A 17,719-nucleotide genomic window follows, 5' to 3' on the forward strand; every position below is an offset into this window, starting at 1 on the left:
CCTCCGTGTCGTCGTCCCGCCGCGCGTCGCGGCAGGTCCCGTGCGTAGAGACGGCGACCGCCGCCGGAACTGAGCGGTCCGCGCGGCCGCGCGTTGCCACTACCCTCGCAGGATGCCGTCATCGAGGACCGTGCCCGCCGTCGTCGCCGCGGGGACGCTCACCGCGGTGCTCTGGGTCGTCACCGGGCGGGTCGCGGACTGGCTCGCCGGGGCGACGCACGCCCTGCCCGCCGGGCTCGTCCGGACGCTCCTGCCCCACCCGACCGGCGTCGTCACGGGCGGTCAGCAGGTCTCGGGCAGCACCGTGCTCACGGCCGCCCTCGCGGGCGGCGTCGTCGCGCTCGGCACGCACCTCGTGCTGCGGCGCCTGCCCGCGGGCGAGGGCCGCTGGGCCGCGTTCCTCGCCGTCTGGGGCGCGGCCGTGCTCGCGTCCGCGCTCACCGCGACGGCGGCCTGGTTCGCGGGCGTCACGCTCGCCTGGCGCGCGGACACGATCACCCGGTTCGTCGCGACCGCGCTCGGCGGCTGGTGGGGGTTCGTCAACGGCCCGCTCGTGGCGGTGACGGTCGCCGTCGCGCGCGCCCTCACCGACCGCCACGACGACCCGGCCGGCACCCGGCACACCCGGACGCCGACGCGCGTGCGCGCGTGGCCCGCCGCGCTCGCCGCGGGCACGGCGACGGGCGTGCTGTGGGCGGCCGCGGGCGTCGGGCGCACGACGCTCCCCGGGGCGGCGGACCCGCAGTCGCCGTGGGGCGTGGCGCGCGACGTCCTGCTGCTGCCCTCCGCCCGGATCGCCGTCGACCGCGCGGCGCTCCTCGCCGACCCCGTGCACCTGCTGCTGCCCGTCGGCGTCGGTCTCGCGGTCGGGCTGCTCACGGCGCTCGCCGCGCGACGCCTGCCGCCGGTCGAGGGCCGCGCGGCGCTGCTGCTCGGGGTGTGGCTCGCGTGCGCCGGGGGTGCGGCCCTCGCGGCGGCGGTGCCCGTCGTCTCCTCCACGCTCGCCGCGGGCGGCGTGCTGCCCGACGCCGGCCGCACCCTCCCCGTGCTCGAGGCGGGCCTCTCGTGGGGGATGGTGTGCGGGGTGCTCGTGGCGCCGCTCGCGGTGGTCGCGCACCGGCACGCGGGCGCGCGACCGCACGCCGGGTCGGCCGTCGCCGACGAGCCGTGGCCCGCGCCCGTCGCTCCCGAGGAGCCCGCGGAGCGCGTGCCCGAGCAGCCGGAGGCCCGCGCCGCCGAGGAGGCGGGGGCGCCCGACGCCGAGCAGACGGGTCCGCGCGACGCCGACGACGCTCCTGGGCCCGACGACGCCCGGCACCTCGACGAGGTCACCGCGCGCTCCTGAGGGACGGCGTTCCGGCACCCGCCACCCCGGCGTCACCCGGCGGTCGTCGTCCCGACACCCCGCTCCCCTAGCGTCGGCCGTGACCAGCAGACCGGGACGCACCGGAGAGGGCACAGCGACGATGACCCTGACGATCACGCTCGTACGCCACGGGCAGACCTACCTCAACGCACGACGCCACCTGCAGGGGGCGTGCGACTCCCCCCTCACCCGCACGGGACGCGCGGGCGTACGCGTCACGGCGCAGCACCTCGCGCGGCACGACTTCGCGGCCGCGTACTCCTCGCCGCAGGGCCGCGCGGTCCTCACGGCGATGGAGATCCTGCGGCACCACCCCGACCTCCCGCTCACGGTCGACCCCGACCTGCGCGAGCTGTCGTTCGGCTCCTACGAGCGACGGCCGGAGTCGCAGCTCGACGCCGTCGAGCCGTGGGCCGAGCTCGTGCCCCGCATGCTCGCGGGCACCCACCCGGGCGTCGGCGGCGGCGAGCCGGGCCGGGACTTCATGGCGCGCGTGCGCGCGGTGTTCACGCGCGTCGTCGCCGCACACGACGACGCGTCCCGCCCGGGCGCGACGCGGGACCGGCACGTGCTCGTCGTCGGGCACGGCCTCACCCTCGGCGCGTGGCTCGCGACGCTCGCCCCCACCGGCCTCGTCGCGCTGCCCAACGCGTCCGTCTCGACCGTCGAGGTGACCGACGGCGTCCCCCGCCTCCTCGCGGTCGGGGTCGACGTCGCCGGCCACGGCCACGTCGCCGCCCGCCCCGCCCCCATCCCCGCTCGCCCGAGCACCCCGCTCCCCGCCTGACCGCCACCCGGCCCGATCCCCCACGGCAGAGACCTCCGCCGAACACGGGGTTGTGGTCGCTCTGCCGGCGAAGGACGCCGCCAACCCCGTGCTCGGCGGGGATCAACCCCGTCGTCGACGGCGGGCCGCCGGAGGTCTCCGCTACCGGGTGGTGCGGCGGGCGGTGCGGGCGCGGGCGTCGTCGTGGGCCGCGCGCAGCAGGTCGAGGACGAGCGCGGTCGTGCGCTCGCCCGGCACCACGACCGCCACCCAGCCGAGCGCGCCGTAGACCGGGTGCGGCACGACGACGTCGGTCTCCGCCACCTCCGACGCCGCGCCGTCGCGCGGGTCGGCGCCGAGGAGCGTGCGGAACCGGGCGCGCCCGACGTGCACGTTGACCCTCCAGCGTCCTTCCACGCCGAGGCGCGACGCGGTGTCGTCGGGGTAGTCCTTCGTGACGACGGTGCCGTACGGCTGCCCGGGCGGGACGACGCCGTCGGGGGCGTGGTAGAAGAAGTGGTCGCCCCACGCGAGCTCGGGGAACGCGCTGCCCGGCCCCGGGGAGAGCACGAGGGCGCCGTCGAGCGACCGGACCGTGGCGAGGATCTGCTCCATACTCATGGTTCCAGTGTGAGGTTGACGTGCTTCCGGAGGGTTGGGCGACGTGGGTGCACGAGCGCGGGGGTCGGGCGGCGGTCCCGACACGCCCCGGGTGCTGCGCACGTCCGACGTCGCGCGCGCGACCGGCTGGTCCGTCCAGCAGGTGCGCGACCTCGAGGCGCTCGGCGTCCTGCCGCCCGCGGGCCGGTCGCCGAACGGCTACCGCACGTTCGGCGACGAGCACGTGCTGGCGCTGCGTGCGTACCGGGGGCTGGCGACGGCGGTCGGCCCGGTCGTCGCCCGCGCGGTGCTCCGCGAGGTCCGCACGCTCCCCCTGCCCGACGCCGCAGCGCGCGTGGGGGCGCTGCACCTGACGCTCGCGCGCGAGCGGGACGAGGCGCTCGTCGCCCGCCGCGCGCTGCTCGCGATCCGCGCGGAGGGTGGGCCCACCGGCGAGGCCGGACCCGACGAGGGCAGCCCGTCCGTGAACGTGCCCGCGGGTGCGGCCGGCGACGAGGACGACGTCCTCACCATCACCGGGCTCGCCGCGGCGCTCGGCGTACGGGCCTCGACGCTGCGCCACTGGGAGCGCGAGGGGCTCGTCGCTCCCGAGCGCGTCGCGACGCGCGCCGGGACCCACGGTGCGCGCGCCTACCCGCCCGCCGCCGTCCGGGAGGCGCGGATCACCGCGGCGCTGCGGTCGGCCGGGTACCCGGTCCCGGCGGTCCGCGAGACGATCGCGGCGCTGCGCCGGCTCGACGACGTCGCCCCGACCCTCGCGGCCCTCGACGCCCGGCTCGACGCGATCGCGCGCCGCACCGTCGCGCTGCTCGCCGCGGGGTCCGACGTCGCACGGCTCCTGACGGGCGCGACGGAGCCGTCCGGGTGAGGCTCGGGGGGATGCCGAGGGGGCGGCGGCGTCCCGACACCTGACCGTCCCCGAGGCGTCGCCCGGCGTCCACCGGAGCGCAACGCCGCGTTCCTAGGGTCGCCGGGGCAACCGACCCGACGCTCGGAGGACCCGATGACGACCACCCGACGCCGCGCCGTGCGCGGCACCGCCGCCGCACTGGCGGGGACCCTGCTCGCGACGACGCTCGTCGCCGCCACGGCCACGACCGCGACCGCGCCGTTCGCGGCCCCGGCCGCCGCCGCACCCGGCGACGTGCTGCTCGCCGAGTCGTTCGACGGCGACGACCTCCCCGAGGGCTGGACGCCCGTGCTCGGCGACTGGCAGGTGCGCGACGGCCGGCTCGTCGGCGACGCACCCGACGGGTCGTCGCCCGCGCGGATCGTGTTCGGCCGCGCCGCGGAGAACTACCGGCTCGACGCGACGCTCCGGTTCGAGAGCGTGGACAACGCGTCGCGCTGGGCGGGCGCGATCCTCGACGTCGCGCCCGACGGCACCACCCCGTGGTGGCAGGCGGTCCTGCGCACCACGACGACGGCGCCCAACGGCGTCGAGATCGCCCAGCGCACCGCCGCGGACGCCTGGAACGTCCCGTACACCGGCTCGGCGCCGACCGACGCCGCGACCGGGCGCGACGTGCACCTGTCCGTCGAGGTGCAGGGCGCGGCCGTCACGTACGCGCTCGACGGGCGGACCGTGCTGGAGGGGCGGATCGACCGGTCCCGCGACGGCGCGCTCGGCTTCGTCACCGCCGGGGCGACCGTGAGCGTCGACGACGTGACCGTCACGGAGATCGAGCCCGCGTCGTACGTCGGCGGCGACGGCGAGCTGCCCGTCACCGTCGCGCACCGCGGCTACTCCTCGGTGGCACCCGAGAACACGCTCGCCGCCGTCGCGGCCGGGATGCGCACGGGGGCGGAGTACGTCGAGGTCGACGTGCACACCACGGCCGACGGCGTCCCCGTCGTGCTGCACGACCAGACGGTCGACCGCACGACCGACGGCACGGGCGACGTCGCCGTCCTGGCGGGCGAGCAGGTCACCGCGCTCGACGCCGGGTCCTGGTTCTCGCCCGCGTTCGCCGGGCAGCGGCTGCCGTCGTTCGCGCAGCTGCTCGACCTGCTCGAGACCGGGTCGTCGTCGACCCTGCTCCTGGAGATCAAGGGGCCCGAGACGTCCGCGGAGGTCGAGCGCGTCGTCGACATGGTCGTGGAGGCCGGGCTCGAGGACCGCGTGGTGCTCCAGTCGTTCGACGTCGACGCGCTGCGCGCCGCGCGCGAGCACGCCCCGCAGATCCCGCGCGGGCTGCTCCGCGGCGCGCTCGACGCCGACCCCGTCGCCGTGGCGCAGGACCTCGGGGCGGTCATGTACAACCCGTCGGCGAGCGCGCTGCTCGCGCGTCCGGGCGTCGTCGCCGACCTCAACGCGGCGGGCGTCGCCGTCATGCCGTACACCGTGAACTCCGCGGCCGACTGGGCGCGCCTCACCGAGATCGGGGTCGACGGCATCATCACCGACCGCGCGGGGGCGTTCGTCGGGTGGAAGCAGGCGCGCGAGCAGGAGGCGCCCGCGCCCGGCGCGCCGACGGTCACGATCGTCAGCCCCGCGGAGGGCACCGAGGTCGAGCGGGGCGGCACGCTGGTCGTCGCGGCGAGCACGACGGACGCGGACGAGGTGGTCGTGACGGTCGACGGCGAGCCCGTGGACAACGGGGCGGTCGTCCCGGCCGCGGACCTCGCCCTCGGCGAGCACACGGTGACGGCGACCGCGCGGGGCGCGGGCGGCGAGGCGACCGCGGAGACGACCGTCGTCGTGACCGTGACGCCGGAGGGCCTGCGCTCGCGCCTCGCGGCGCTCGACCTCCCGCCCGGCCAGCTGACGAAGGCGCTCGACGCCGTCGAGGCCGGGCGGTGGGCGTCGGTGCGCAAGGTCGTGGAGAAGTTCGTGCGCGACACGGCCACGCGCGAGCGTCTGCTCGAGGAGGTCGACCACCTCGACGGCCGCTGACCGGGCAGCCTGACGGGGCGCCTGACATCGACCGGGCCGCTGCGCGCAGCGGCCCGGTACGTCGCCCGTCCCCGGTCGGAGCCGACCGGGGACGGGCGCTCACGCGTCGGCGAGGAAGCGTCGCCGCTCCCCGCGGGCGGACCCGGCCCGCACCCAGCCGGTGAGGACGAGGGCGCCACCCGCGACCCACGGGACGACGTCCCACCCGGGCGGTCCGTCCGACCCGACGACGGCGCCGTCCGTCGCGAGGATCGCCGCCCCGAGGCCGAGCAGCGCGAGGCCCAGCACCAGCAGGACGACGTCCCACGCCGCGCTCCCCGCGCCGCGCCGGGGCGCGCGGGCGACGAGAGCTGCCTTCTCGGTCGCGGTGAGCGGCGCCGTCGGGCCGAGGGGCTGGACGCGCTCGGCGCCGTGCCGGAACCGGGCCGGGTCCTCGACGGCCTCGACGAGCGCGGCGGGCAGCCCGAGGAGGTAGGCGAGCTCGGCGACGGGGTCGCCGGGCCAGGTCGACGAGGCGAGCAGCGCGCGCAGCCGGCCCGGGTCGCGCGGCGCGCCGAACGCCTCGACCAGGGCCTCGTACGCGCCCTCGGGGCCGGACGTCGAGAGGTCCGTCCAGGTGTCGTTCCAGCTTCCGAAGACCCACGGGCGCCCCGGCGTGCTGAGCGTCCAGGCGACGCCGCCGCCGGTCCGTTCCAGGCTGACGACGACCTCCCCGGCGCGCAGGCCGCGCTCGATCGTGGACCGGGCGCGGAACTCGCCCGAGAGGGCTGAGCGGAACGCCTCCTGCGCCTCGTCGTCCGACGCGCCCGGCGTCGGCGCCTCGGGGCGTGCGGCGATCCAGACGACGGTGCGCTCGTCGGTCGCGCGCACCCACGTCGTGCCCGCCCGGCGGACGGCGGCGCGGACGAACGCGGCGTCGGCGCGGACGAGCTGCACGACGGCGTCCGGCGCAGCCGAGTCCGTCGCGGGCAGGTCCGCGACCGCCGCGAACACCTCGAGGAGGTCGTCGGGGTGCTCGAGCGCGCGCAGCCGGTCCGCGGCCGTCGTCGCGTCGCGCAGCCCCACGAGCGCGCCGACGGCCGCGAGCACGGCGCCCGGGTCGCCGTCGAGGCGCATCGTATGGTCGGTGCTCGAGCCGGGCTGCGCGGGGGCCCACGTGACGACGACCGGCGGCGCGACGGCGTCCGGGCGGGCGGCGAGGATCGCGCTCACGCCCTCGGGCAGCAGGTCCGAGCCCGCGTCGAGCTGCACGACCCACGGCGCCGGCACGAGCGCGTCGACCCGCGCGAGGGACTCGGCGACCGACGCGGGGACGTCCGCCTCGTCGGCGCACGTGCCGTCCTCGGTGTCGACCTCGGCGAAGGTCCAGCCGCGGTCGTCCGTCGGGCCGACGCGCCCGTACTCGAGGTCCGCGGCGCGGAGACGGTCGACGACCTGGGCGTGCGGGCTGCGCGTCACGACGTTCACGGCGTCATGATGCCGCACCCGCCGCGGCCCGGCGGCAGCCGTCCCGTCAGAAACCCTCGGGCGGCGTGAACTGCGAGAGCGTGAGCACCGCGCCCTGCGGGTCGCGGACCTCCGCCTCGCGCGTCCACCCCGTGTCGGCCGAGGACAGCACCACCGCACCGGCGCGCTCGGCCGCCGCGGCCGCGGCGTCCCGGTCCGCGACGGCGAACGTCACCGTGTGACGCGCGGGCCCGGGCTCCTCCAGGACGCCTGCCACGACGTCTCGGAACCCCGGCGGGGCGCTTCCCTGGTTCGCGTCGATCTCGGGGTAGACCGTCCGCGCGGGGTGGTCGCCGTAGCCCTCGACGCGCGCCATCCCCGCCCCGAGGTCCGGGCTCACCTCCCAGCCGAGCAGCGGGCCGTAGAAGTGCAGGGCCCGCGCGACGTCGGGCGTGCGCAGCACGCTGAAGTTCCACGTGCCCGGCTCGTTGACGCGCTGCGCGCCGAGCCGCGCGCCGGGCTCCCACAGCCGGAACGTCGCGCCCTGGGGGTCGCGCACGGTCGCCATGCGCCCCGGCGGGCCGACCGTCGTCGGGCCGTCGAGGACCTCGCCCCCGAGGTCCGGGACGCCGCGCGCGGAGGCGTCCACGTCGTCGACCGCGACGTACGTGATCCACCCGGGCTCGGCGCGGCCCGTCGCGACGGCCGCGACGTCCTGCTCGCCGAGCGAGGCGACGACGTACCGCTCCCCCGCGCCGGGCGGGAGCCGGTCCTCGAACTCCCACCCGAAGAGGGTGCCGTAGAACGCGAGGGCGGCGTCGACGTCGGGCTGCTCGGTGTCCACCCAGCAGGGCACGCCGTGCGGGTAGGTGCGGACGGGTCGGGACGGCGAGGTGTCCATGTCTCACGGTCCCACCGGGCACCCACATCGTCACCCCGGCCCGGCGCCGGGTGTTCGCCCGCGCGACACCTTCCCGACCTTCCGGGCGTGGGCACCCGTGCGTACGGTGGCGGGGAACCTCTCGACGACCACCGTCCCCGACGACGAGGAGCCACCGTGTCCACGAGACCGTCCACCCCGACCCCGCACCGCACCCGGCCGCGCGCAGCACGCACCGCGCTCGTCCCCGCCCTCGCGGCCGCCGCGGCTCTCGCCGTCGCGGGCGCCGGCGCCGTCGTCGCGCCCGCCGCCGCGCACGGCGACCGCCACGGCCACGACCGCGGGACGCTCCGCGTCGCGACGTACAACGCGAGCCTCAACCGCGCCGCCGCGGGCGAGCTCGAGGCCGACCTCTCGACCCCCGACGACCCGCAGGCCGCGACGATCGCCGAGGTGCTCCAGCGCACGCGGCCCGACGTCGTGCTGCTCAACGAGTTCGACTACGTGCCCGACGAGCGCGCGGTCGACCTGTTCCGCGAGAACTACCTCGAGGTCCCCCAGGGCGACGCCGAGCCGATCGAGTACCGCTACGCGTACGTCGCGCCGTCGAACACCGGCGTGCCCAGCGGGTTCGACCTCAACGGCGACGGCGTGGTCGGCGGCGGGGACGACGCGTTCGGCTTCGGTGCGTTCGAGGGGCAGTACGGCATGGTCGTGCTCTCGCGGTACCCGATCGACACGCGCGGCGTCCGCACGTTCCAGCACTTCCTGTGGAAGGACATGCCGGGAGCGCTCCTCCCGGACGACCCCGCGACGCCCGCGCCCGCCGACTGGTTCACGCCCGAGGAGCTCGACGTCGTGCGGCTGTCGAGCAAGTCGCACTGGGACGTCCCGGTCCGCGTGGGGCGGCAGACCGTCCACGTGCTCGCGTCGCACCCGACCCCGCCCACGTTCGACGGCCCCGAGGACCGCAACGGCCGCCGCAACCACGACGAGATCCGGTTCTGGGCGGACTACGTGACCCCCGGCAAGACGTCCCGCTACGTGTACGACGACGCGGGCCGGCGCGGCGGGCTGCGCCCGGGCGCGAGCTTCGTCGTCCTGGGCGACCAGAACGCCGACCCGCTCGACGGCGACTCCGTGGACGCCGCGATCGACCAGCTCCTCGACCACCGGCGGGTCCAGGACCCGGCGCCCCGGTCCGCCGGCGCGGTCGAGGCCGCGACGCTCCAGGGCGGGGCGAACGCGACCCACCGGGGCGACCCCGCGCTCGACACCGCCGACTTCGCCGACACCGCGCCCGGGAACCTCCGCGCGGACTACGTGCTGCCGTCGCGCGACCTGCGGGTCCGCGACGCGGGCGTGTTCTGGCCCGTCCAGGCCGACCCGCTCTCGCGGCTCACCGGCGTCTTCCCGTTCCCGAGCAGCGACCACCGGCTCGTCTGGGTGGACCTGGCCGTCCGCGGCTGACCCACCGGCCCCGACGTCGCCCCGGGTGCTCGTCGCCCGGGGCGACGATGGTGGACCGGCGCCGCCCGCGGGTGCACACTCGGAGGTCTGTGCTCACCGCCGACGCACAGCAGACTCCCGGCCGGCGCCTCGCCGGTCGCACGGCACGCCCCCGGCGCGCCACGTCGTCCGGCCCGACGACCACCTCACCCTCGTCCCCGGGGCGACGCCCGCGCCGACAGCAGCGCGCGCCGGCTCCCCTCGCCCCCGCGGGACCGCCGGACCAGGAGCACCCATGAGAAGACTCCGCACCGCCCTGCCCGCCGCCGTCGCCGCCGCGACCGCCGCCCTCGTGCTCGTCGCGGGGCCCGCCCTCGCGCACGGCGGCAAGCCCTCGCCGCGCCCGCCGACCGTGACCGACGTCGCGACCGGCCTCGTCACGCCGCTCAGCCTCGCGGTCGGGCCGCGCGGCACCACCTACGTCACCCAGAACTTCCCCGGGCTGCTCACGGCCGTCGGCCGCGACGGCACCCCGACCGTCCTCTACGCGTCGCCCGACGGCGGCGAGGTGGGCGGCGTCTCCTACGACGGCCGTCGGATCACCTTCACCGAGACGCAGCTCGGCGAGGAGGGTCCGGTCGCGTCGGAGGTGTCGACGCTGCGGACCGACCGGCGGGGCAACCCGACGGGCGCGCCCGTCGTGCTCGCGGACACGTTCGCGTACGAGCAGGCGAACAACCCCGACGGCGGCGTGACCTACGGCCTGCGCGACACCGACCCGGCGTGCGTCGCCCAGGTCCCCGCGTCGCCCGTCCCGCCCCGGTACACGGGGATCGCGGACTCCCACCCGTACGCCACGACGTCGTCCCGCGGGACCACGTACGTCGCCGACGCGGGCGCCAACGCGATCCTGTCGGTGAGCGACCGCGGCCGGGTCCGGACGGTGGCCGTGCTGCCCGCGCAGCCCGCGGTCGTCACCGCCGAGGCGGCGGCGGGCCTCGGGTGGCCCGCGTGCGTCGTCGGGCAGACGTACTGGTTCGAGCCCGTCCCGACGGACGTCGAGGTGGGCCCGCGCGGCGTGCTCTACGTGACGACGCTCCCCGGCGGGCCCGAGGACGCGAGCCTCGGGGCGCGCGGCGCGGTGTACACGGTCGATCCCTGGCGCGGCGCGGTGCGCCGGCTCGCCACCGGGTTCCTCGGAGCGACCAACCTCGCCGTGTCCGGCGACGGCACGGTCTACGTCGCCGAGCTGTTCGGCGGGAAGGTCTCGCAGGTCGGCAAGCGCGGGCCGAGCACCCTCGTCGAGGTCCCGCTCCCCGCGGGCCTCGAGTGGGACGGCAAGGGCCTGCTCGCGACGACGAACGCCCTCCCGGCGGACGAGACGACGCCGCCCGACGGGCACCTCGTGCGCATCGACCTCGGCCGGCACGGCGGGCGCTGACGCACCACCGACCCCGGGCGTCGCACCGACGCCCGGGGCCGGTCGTCAGGCGCGGGCCGCGGCGACCGCCCGGCCGAGCGCGTCGACGCTCACCGCGACGTCGGCGTCCGTCGTCGCCCAGGAGCTCACGGAGACGCGGAGCACGGCGCGGTCGTGCCAGCGCGAGCCGGACATCCACGCGGTCCCGTCGTCGAGCACGCGCCGCACGACGTCCTGCGTGCGCGCGTCGTCGCCGAACGCCGCGCACACCTGGGTGAACACGACGTCGTGCAGCACCTCGCCCTCGAGCGCGCGCACCGCGTCGGCGAACGTCGCCGCGTGGCGGCAGAACCCGTCCACGAGGTCGGCGACGCCCGAGCGGCCGAGCGCCCGCAGCACCGCCCAGACGGGGAACGCGCGACCGCGCCGCGAGAGCTCGGGCACCTTGTCGAGCGGGTCGCCCGCCTCGCTCTGGATGAGGTAGTCGCCGTGCATGCCCATCGCGGCGCGCAGCGGCGCCGGGTCCGCGACGATCGCGAGCCCGCAGTCGTACGGGACGTTGAGCGTCTTGTGCGCATCGGTCGCCCACGAGTCCGCGCCCTCGTACCCCGCGACGAGGTGGCGGTACGTCGGCGACGCGGCGGCGAAGAGCCCGAACGCGCCGTCGACGTGCACCCACGCGCCGTGCCGGTGCGCGACGTCGACCGCCGGGCCGAACGGGTCGAACGCCCCGGAGTGCACGTTGCCCGCCTGCAGCACGACGATCGTGGGCGCCGGGGTAGGGCCCCGGTCCCGCGAGGTAGAGCCCCGGTCCCGCGAGGTAGAGGCCGGGTCGGCCAGCGCCTCCTCGAGCGCCGCGACCGAGACCCGGCCCTGGTCGTCCGCGGCGACGACCTCGGGCGCCCCGAGCCCGAGGTACGACAGCGCGAGGTCGACCGACTCGTGCCGCTCGGCACCGACGAGCACGCGCACGCGCGGCGCACCCGTGAGGCCGTCGCGCCGCACGTCCCACCCCGCGCGGCGCAGCACCTCGCCGCGCGCGGCGGCGAGCGCCGTGAAGTTCGCGGTCGTGGCGCCGGTGACGAACCCGACCGCGCCCGACGCGGGCAGGCCCAGCAGCTCGAGCAGCCACGCGCTCGTCACGTCCTCGACGGCCGTGTGGGCCGGGGTGACCGTGCGCAGCGCGGAGTTCTGGTCCCACGCGCTCGTGAGCCAGTCGGCCGCGAGCGCCGCCGGGTGGCTGCCGCCGATGACCATGCCGTAGAAGCGGCCCGACGGCATCGCGGTGAGGCCCGGCCCGCACGCCGTGGCGAGCAGGTCGACGACGTCGGCCGCCGGGCTGGGACCGTCCGGCAGGTCCGTGCCGAGCGCGGCGACGACGTCGGCGACGCCCGCCCGGGGCGGGACCGGGCGCGTCGCGAGGGAGTCGAGCCACGCGGCGGCGTGCTCGTGCGCCCGCAGGAGGGCGGCGTCGCGATCGTCCATGACCGCTCCTGACCGGGCCGGACCGACGCCGGCCCTCCCGCCAGGCTGGACCCGTGGGGAGCGCGGGTCAACCGCTCCGGCGGCAACCGGCACGTCCGTACTTCTTACGCCCAGGCAATCCCCAGGCAACACGCGGTCCCTAGCGTCGGGCGGGCCAGATGTTCCCCCCGACGGAAGGCCCCCTGTTGAGAACGTTCACCCTGACCCTGTCCGGCCGCGCCGTCGCGGCCGTCGTCGCGCTCGTGCTCGCGTGCGCCGCCCTCGCCGCGACGGTCGCGTACACCGTCGCCGACTCCCGGGCGTCGGCCGCCGCCGCGCGCGCCGAGGGTGCCGCGGCACCGGTGCTCGCGGCCGGTACCGCACCGGCCAACCCGCTCGGCATCAGGTCCGCGCAGTACGCGACCGCGACGGCGACCGCCGCGGCGGAGAAGCCGAAGGTCGTCGTCGTCGCGACCGGCGGCACGATGGCCGGCAAGGCGACCGGCCGCGACACGTTCACGAGCTACCGCGCCGGCACGTACCGCATGGAGGACATGCTGAACACGCTGCGGCCCGAGCTCGACGCGGTCGCCGACGTCACCGCCGTCCAGTTCGGCAACGCCGGCTCGTCCGGCTACTCGATGGAGCAGTTCCACGCGCTCACGCTCGAGGTGGAGAAGCAGCTCGAGACGGCGGACGCCGTCGTCGTCACGACCGGCACGGACACGCAGGAGGAGTTCGCGTACTGGCTCGACCTCACCGTGCGGTCGCGCAAGCCCGTCGTCACGTCCGGCTCGATGCGCCCGTGGGGGTCGGGCGCCGGGCCGGACTCGAGCCTCGTGTTCGGCACGGACGCGCCCGCGAACCTCTACAACGCGATCAAGGTCGCCGCGTCCCAGCAGACGTTCTGCTTCGGCACGGTGCTGATGCTCAACGACGAGATCCAGGCGGCCCGCGAGGTCACGAAGTCGAACTCGTACCGCACCGACACGTTCCAGACGCGCGAGTACGGCGTGCTCGGCTGGATCGACGGCGACAACGTCACGCTCGGCCGCGCCCCGGCGCGCGTGCTCGCGTGCGACACCGAGGAGTGGTTCACGCCGTTCGACCTCGCGAAGGTCGACGCGAAGACGCTCCCGCGCGTCGAGATCCTCATGTCCTACCAGCAGGCCGGCGGCGAGGCCGTGACGGCGTTCGCGAACGCGGGCGTCCAGGGCATCGTCACCGCGGGGACGGGTGCGGGGGGCATCTCGTCCGCGATGAGCCAGGCCCGCACCGCCGCCGTCCGCGACAAGGGCGTCTGGTTCGTCTCGACGACGCGCACCGGGTCGGGGTCGTCGTACGGGGGCGGCAACGGCATCATCGCCGGCGGCGACCTCACGGCCGTCAAGGCGCGGCTCCTGCTGCTCCTGTCGCGGGCCTTCACCGACGACTTCGCGACCGCCCAGGGCTGGTTCACGACCTTCGGCAACGCGTCGTTCGACCAGTCCGCGACGGCGGCCACGGTCGGCGCCGAGCCGGGCTCGACGACGGTCCGCTTCTCCGGCACCGCGACGCCGTCGTGCAAGGCCGCGGGCAAGCAGCTCTGGCTGACGGCGGCCGTGACGAACGACGACACGGTGCCGATCGACGTGCACGTGCAGACCCCCGCGGGAGAGCACACGTTCTCGGCGGTCCCCGCCGGCGAGTCGGCCGAGAAGACGCTCGCCGTGAAGGGCAAGACGCTCGACGCGGGCGAGATCACGCTCGTCGCGACGAAGGACGTCGACGGACGGGCCGTCCAGACGGAGACGACCGCCGCCTACCCGGAGACGACCTGCCGCTGACACCCTGACCCCTGGCCCCGCCCACCACCCCGTCGAGCACGGGGATGGCGACCGGATCCGCGCCGATCCGCTCGCCATCCCCGTGCTCGGCGGCGCCGTGGGCGTCTCCGTGGATGTGTCGATCGAGGGCCGGCGGCCATTCCCGAGGCACTCCCCGGTTACGCAGGTCTCCTCACCAATCCCGTAGGGTGGGCGCGGCCGCGGCGTCGCGGCCCGCCGCCGACGAGGGGGGACCCCGTGACCGACCCGACGACCACCACCGCACCGACGACGTTCGTGGTGACCGAGCAGCAGTTCGACGCGATGTTCCCGGAGCGGAACCCGTTCTACACGTACGCCGGGCTCGTCGCGGCGACGGTCGCGTACCCCGCGTTCGCGACGTCGGGCGGCGACCGCGTGGCCCGGCGCGAAGCCGCGGCGTTCCTCGCGCAGGTGAGCCACGAGACGCACGGGCTGGAGCACGTCGTCGAGGTCAACACCGCGAACTACCCGCACTACTGCGACCCCGCGCAGCCGTACGGGTGCCCCGCCGGGCAGGACGCCTACTACGGCCGCGGTCCGCTCCAGCTGAGCTGGAACTTCAACTACCGAGCGGCCGGGGAGGCGCTGGGGATCGACCTCCTCGCCGACCCGTGGCTCGTCGAGCAGGACCCGACCGTCGCGTGGCAGACCGCGCTCTGGTACTGGAACACCCAGCCCGGCACGGCCTCGATGACGTGCCACGACGCGATCGTCGGCGAGCGCGGCTTCGCCGAGACCATCCGCGCCATCAACGGCCCGCTCGAGTGCGAGGGCGGCAACCCCCGCCAGATGAACAACCGCGTCCGCCTCTTCCGGCACTACGTCGAGATCGTCGGAACGACCACGGGCGACCACCTCACCTGCTGACCACCACCGCCTCCACCGCCCCGCCCACACCCCCACCACCGCAGCCGAGCACGGGGTCAACGACCGAAATCCCGAGGAAACGGTCGCCGACCCCGTGCTCGGCTGCGTGCGGGGGCGAGGCCGGGGGCGGGGGCCGGGGGTGGGGGCCGGGGGTGGGGGCCGGGGGGTGGGGGCCGGGGGGTGGGGGCGGGGGGGCAGTCAGGCGCAGGTGAGGGCGGCGTACGGGACGACGACGGCGCGGCCGTCCACCGTCGCGGTCGCCTCGCCCGCGGGGACGGTCGTGGCGCGGACGGCGAACGACCGGTAGGCCGACGCGCCCGGGGCGACGTCCGCGACGACGTGCGTGCCGTACGGCGTCGCGAGCGCGACGTCGACGGGCGCGTCCCCGGTGCTCGTCGCGCGCACGGCGACGTAGGCCTTGCCCGCGAGGCACCGCGCCTCGGCGGTGACGTCGAGCGCCGGGCCGGTGGCCCCGGCGTCGGGCACGACGGCGTCCCACGGCGTCCGGGCCACGAACACGTCGGCGGCGCCCGCGTTCGTCGTGCCTGCGGGGGCGCCGTACGTGAGCCCGGTGAACAGCGCGGCGCCGTCGCGGCCGTCGGCGGCGGGTGCGGGGGCCGCGAAGAGGTTCGCGTCGTCCCACTCGTCGGCGCCGTCGCGCTCGCGCGACCCGGTCTGCGTCGCCTCGCCCGGGGTGCCGTCGGCCGCGACGGGGAACGTCACGACGTCGACCCCGCCGACGGCCGTGCCCAGCGCGCCGTACGTCGTGCCGACGACGAGCACCGCGTCGTCGGCGCCGAGCACGCCCGTCACGCCGCGGTCGTCGGTCGACGTCCCGGCCTGCGTCGTCCACAGGACCTCTCCCGCGGTGTCGAGCGCGCGCACGACGACGTCGTTGTCACCGAGGTTGCCGCCGTCTCCGAGCGCCCCGCGCGTGTGCCCGACGGCGACGACCGACCCGTCCGAGCGCGCCACGAGGCCGTTGACCTGGTCGTTCTCGCTCGTCGCGACGCCGCGCAGCCACTCCTGCTCGCCGTCCGCGCCGTAGCGCGCGACCCAGCCGTCGTTCGCGCCCGCGCGCTCGGCCCCGGGCATCCCGCCGCCCGACACCCCGCCCACGTACACCGCGCCGTCGGGCGAGGCGGCGACCGCGAGCGCCTTGTCCTCGCCGGGCCCGCCCACCTGGCGCAGCCACAGCAGCTCGCCCGCCGCGGAGACCCGCCCGACCAGCGCGTCCTTGTCCCCGGCGCTCGGCGCGTCGCCCACGGCACCGCTCGTGTACCCGGCGACGTAGGCGCCGCCCGCGCCGTCGGGCGCGACGGCGTAGAAACGGTCGGCCGCGGCGGGGTCGCCGGTCTGCAGCGTCCAGGCGCGCTCGCCGTCGGCGGTGACGGCCGCGACGAACCCGTCGTCGCGCGTCGTGCCCGCGTGGGCGCCGTCGAGGTCGCCCTTGGTGTACCCGGCGACGAGCACGCCGCCGTCGGCGCCCGGCACGACGCCGTACGCGCGGTCGTCCGCGGCCGTCGCGACCGCGTGCCGCCAGACCTCCGCACCGTCGGCATCGCGCCGCACGACGACCGTGTCGAGCCCGCCCGTCGGCTCGTACCCGTCCCACGCACCGGCGAGGTTGAGCGCGACGGCGGTCCCGCCGTCGGGCAGGGCCGCGATCCCGCCCGCGCGGTCGTCGCCCGCGGAGCCGAGGAGCTCGGCGTCCCACGGCGCGGCGGGCGTGGTGCGCAGGCGCGCCGAGACGTCGACGACCCCCTCGCGGAACGCGGGCCGCCAGACGTCCCAGTCGTGGCCGCCGTCGAGCACGCGCAGCTCGGCCGTCACGCCCGGGACGCGGCGCGCCTGGTTGTAGAGGCGCGCGGACTCGAAGTCGATGTCGTGCGTGGCCTCGGCGGGGTCGGGGTTGGCCCACTCGTCGTCGCCGACGGCGACGAACAGGTGCACCGGGAGCGCCGGGTCGAGCGCTGCGAGCGCCGTCGGGTACGAGAGCTCGGTGTACCGGTCGGCGTCGAACGGCGCGGTCCCGACGCCGTAGCCGCCGTGGTCGCGGGCCGAGGAGTCCGCGGGCGGCTGCGGCACGTAGACGGCGGGGCTCAGCACGATGCCCGCGGAGAACGTGTCCTGGTGGGCGAGCGTGAACCGCAGCGCGCCCGCGCCGCCCATGGAGTAGCCGCCGACGGCGCGCGCCTCGCGGTCCTCGACCGTGCGGTAGGTCGCGTCGACGTGCGCGACGAGGTCGCGCGTGAACGCCGTCTCGACGGCGGTGCCGGCCCCGGCGCCCGTCGCGTCCCCGGTGTACAGGGAGTCCGTGTACCAGGAGCCGCGGTCGTTCCACGGTGCGTCGGGCATGACGACGACCATCGGCTGGATCTCGCCTGCCCCGATGAGCTCGTCGAGGTCGCCCGTGACCTGCTGCCACGCGGCCTGCGTGTCGCCGCGGCCGTGCAGCAGGTAGAGCGTCGGGTACTCCTGCGCGGCGTCGTCGTAGCCGGGCGGCAGGTAGACCGTGTAGTCGATCGGTCCGGCCGCGGAGTCCGCGACCCGCCCCGTCTCGACCGTGCCCTGCTCCGCGGCGGTCGCGGGCAGCGCGAGCGCCGACCCGCCGATCGTCGCGCTCACCGCCAGCGCGGCGAGCGCCGCCGTCCTCCCGGGCCGCCGGTGCGGCCGTCGTGCTGCGTCCATGGTCTC

The 17,719-nt window shown here is 77.0% G+C and carries 13 protein-coding genes; 8 read left to right on the forward strand and 5 right to left on the reverse strand.

Translation table 11 applies throughout. The annotated features are described in order from the left end of the window. The first annotated feature begins 112 nt into the window (after nucleotides 1-112). Complete coding sequence (locus RSE42_RS17415) at nucleotides 113-1,345, forward strand: hypothetical protein (RefSeq protein ID WP_415297370.1); 1,233 nt, start codon at nucleotides 113-115, stop codon at nucleotides 1,343-1,345. A 121-nt stretch (nucleotides 1,346-1,466) separates the two neighbouring features. After that, nucleotides 1,467-2,153, forward strand: a complete 687-nt coding sequence (locus tag RSE42_RS17420; protein WP_144679660.1) for a histidine phosphatase family protein — start codon at nucleotides 1,467-1,469, stop codon at nucleotides 2,151-2,153. Nucleotides 2,154-2,294: 141 nt separating this feature from the next. On the opposite strand, the gene RSE42_RS17425 is transcribed toward RSE42_RS17420, so the two are convergent. Further along, nucleotides 2,295-2,753, reverse strand: coding sequence for a DUF6194 family protein (locus tag RSE42_RS17425; RefSeq protein ID WP_222123587.1), 459 nt, complete (start codon nucleotides 2,751-2,753; stop codon nucleotides 2,295-2,297). 43 nt (nucleotides 2,754-2,796) lie between these two features. Here RSE42_RS17425 and RSE42_RS17430 point away from each other — a divergent pair, with 43 nt between their 5' ends. Next, a complete protein-coding gene (locus tag RSE42_RS17430) occupies nucleotides 2,797-3,621 on the forward strand; it encodes a MerR family transcriptional regulator (protein ID WP_396050100.1) in 825 nt (274 codons plus the stop codon). Between the two features lie 135 nt (nucleotides 3,622-3,756). Then, a complete protein-coding gene (locus tag RSE42_RS17435) occupies nucleotides 3,757-5,649 on the forward strand; it encodes a glycerophosphodiester phosphodiesterase family protein (protein WP_415297373.1) in 1,893 nt (630 codons plus the stop codon). 99 nt (nucleotides 5,650-5,748) lie between these two features. Here RSE42_RS17435 and RSE42_RS17440 read toward each other — a convergent pair whose 3' ends face one another. Then, nucleotides 5,749-7,116 carry a hypothetical protein gene (locus RSE42_RS17440; RefSeq protein WP_415297375.1) on the reverse strand — a complete coding sequence of 456 codons (1,368 nt, stop codon included), beginning with the start codon at nucleotides 7,114-7,116 and terminating at the stop codon, nucleotides 5,749-5,751. A gap of 46 nt (nucleotides 7,117-7,162) precedes the next feature. Next, the gene (locus RSE42_RS17445) at nucleotides 7,163-7,996 is read right to left on the reverse strand and encodes a VOC family protein (protein WP_415297376.1); all 834 of its coding nucleotides are present in this window, start codon (nucleotides 7,994-7,996) and stop codon (nucleotides 7,163-7,165) included. A gap of 156 nt (nucleotides 7,997-8,152) precedes the next feature. Here RSE42_RS17445 and RSE42_RS17450 point away from each other — a divergent pair, with 156 nt between their 5' ends. Further along, on the forward strand, nucleotides 8,153-9,445 hold the full coding sequence (locus tag RSE42_RS17450) for an endonuclease/exonuclease/phosphatase family protein (protein WP_144722178.1): 1,293 nt from the start codon (nucleotides 8,153-8,155) through the stop codon (nucleotides 9,443-9,445). Between the two features lie 274 nt (nucleotides 9,446-9,719). Further along, a complete protein-coding gene (locus tag RSE42_RS17455; protein ID WP_415297378.1) occupies nucleotides 9,720-10,865 on the forward strand; it encodes a ScyD/ScyE family protein in 1,146 nt (381 codons plus the stop codon). A 45-nt stretch (nucleotides 10,866-10,910) separates the two neighbouring features. Here the strand turns inward: RSE42_RS17455 and RSE42_RS17460 are convergent, their stop codons facing one another. Beyond that, complete coding sequence (locus RSE42_RS17460; protein ID WP_415297380.1) at nucleotides 10,911-12,329, reverse strand: pyridoxal phosphate-dependent decarboxylase family protein; 1,419 nt, start codon at nucleotides 12,327-12,329, stop codon at nucleotides 10,911-10,913. 185 nt (nucleotides 12,330-12,514) lie between these two features. Here RSE42_RS17460 and RSE42_RS17465 point away from each other — a divergent pair, with 185 nt between their 5' ends. After that, complete coding sequence (locus RSE42_RS17465; protein WP_415297382.1) at nucleotides 12,515-14,134, forward strand: asparaginase; 1,620 nt, start codon at nucleotides 12,515-12,517, stop codon at nucleotides 14,132-14,134. A gap of 237 nt (nucleotides 14,135-14,371) precedes the next feature. After that, entirely contained in the window at nucleotides 14,372-15,022 is a 651-nt protein-coding gene (locus tag RSE42_RS17470; RefSeq protein WP_415297384.1) for a chitinase, read from the forward strand. Between the two features lie 198 nt (nucleotides 15,023-15,220). Here RSE42_RS17470 and RSE42_RS17475 read toward each other — a convergent pair whose 3' ends face one another. Next, complete coding sequence (locus tag RSE42_RS17475; protein WP_415297386.1) at nucleotides 15,221-17,713, reverse strand: alpha/beta hydrolase-fold protein; 2,493 nt, start codon at nucleotides 17,711-17,713, stop codon at nucleotides 15,221-15,223. Between the last annotated feature and the right edge of the window lie 6 nt (nucleotides 17,714-17,719).

It is taken from the genome of Cellulosimicrobium sp. SJTW-1 (assembly GCF_047716875.1).
In the GTDB taxonomy this organism is placed as follows: Bacteria; Actinomycetota; Actinomycetes; order Actinomycetales; family Cellulomonadaceae; genus Cellulosimicrobium; species Cellulosimicrobium funkei.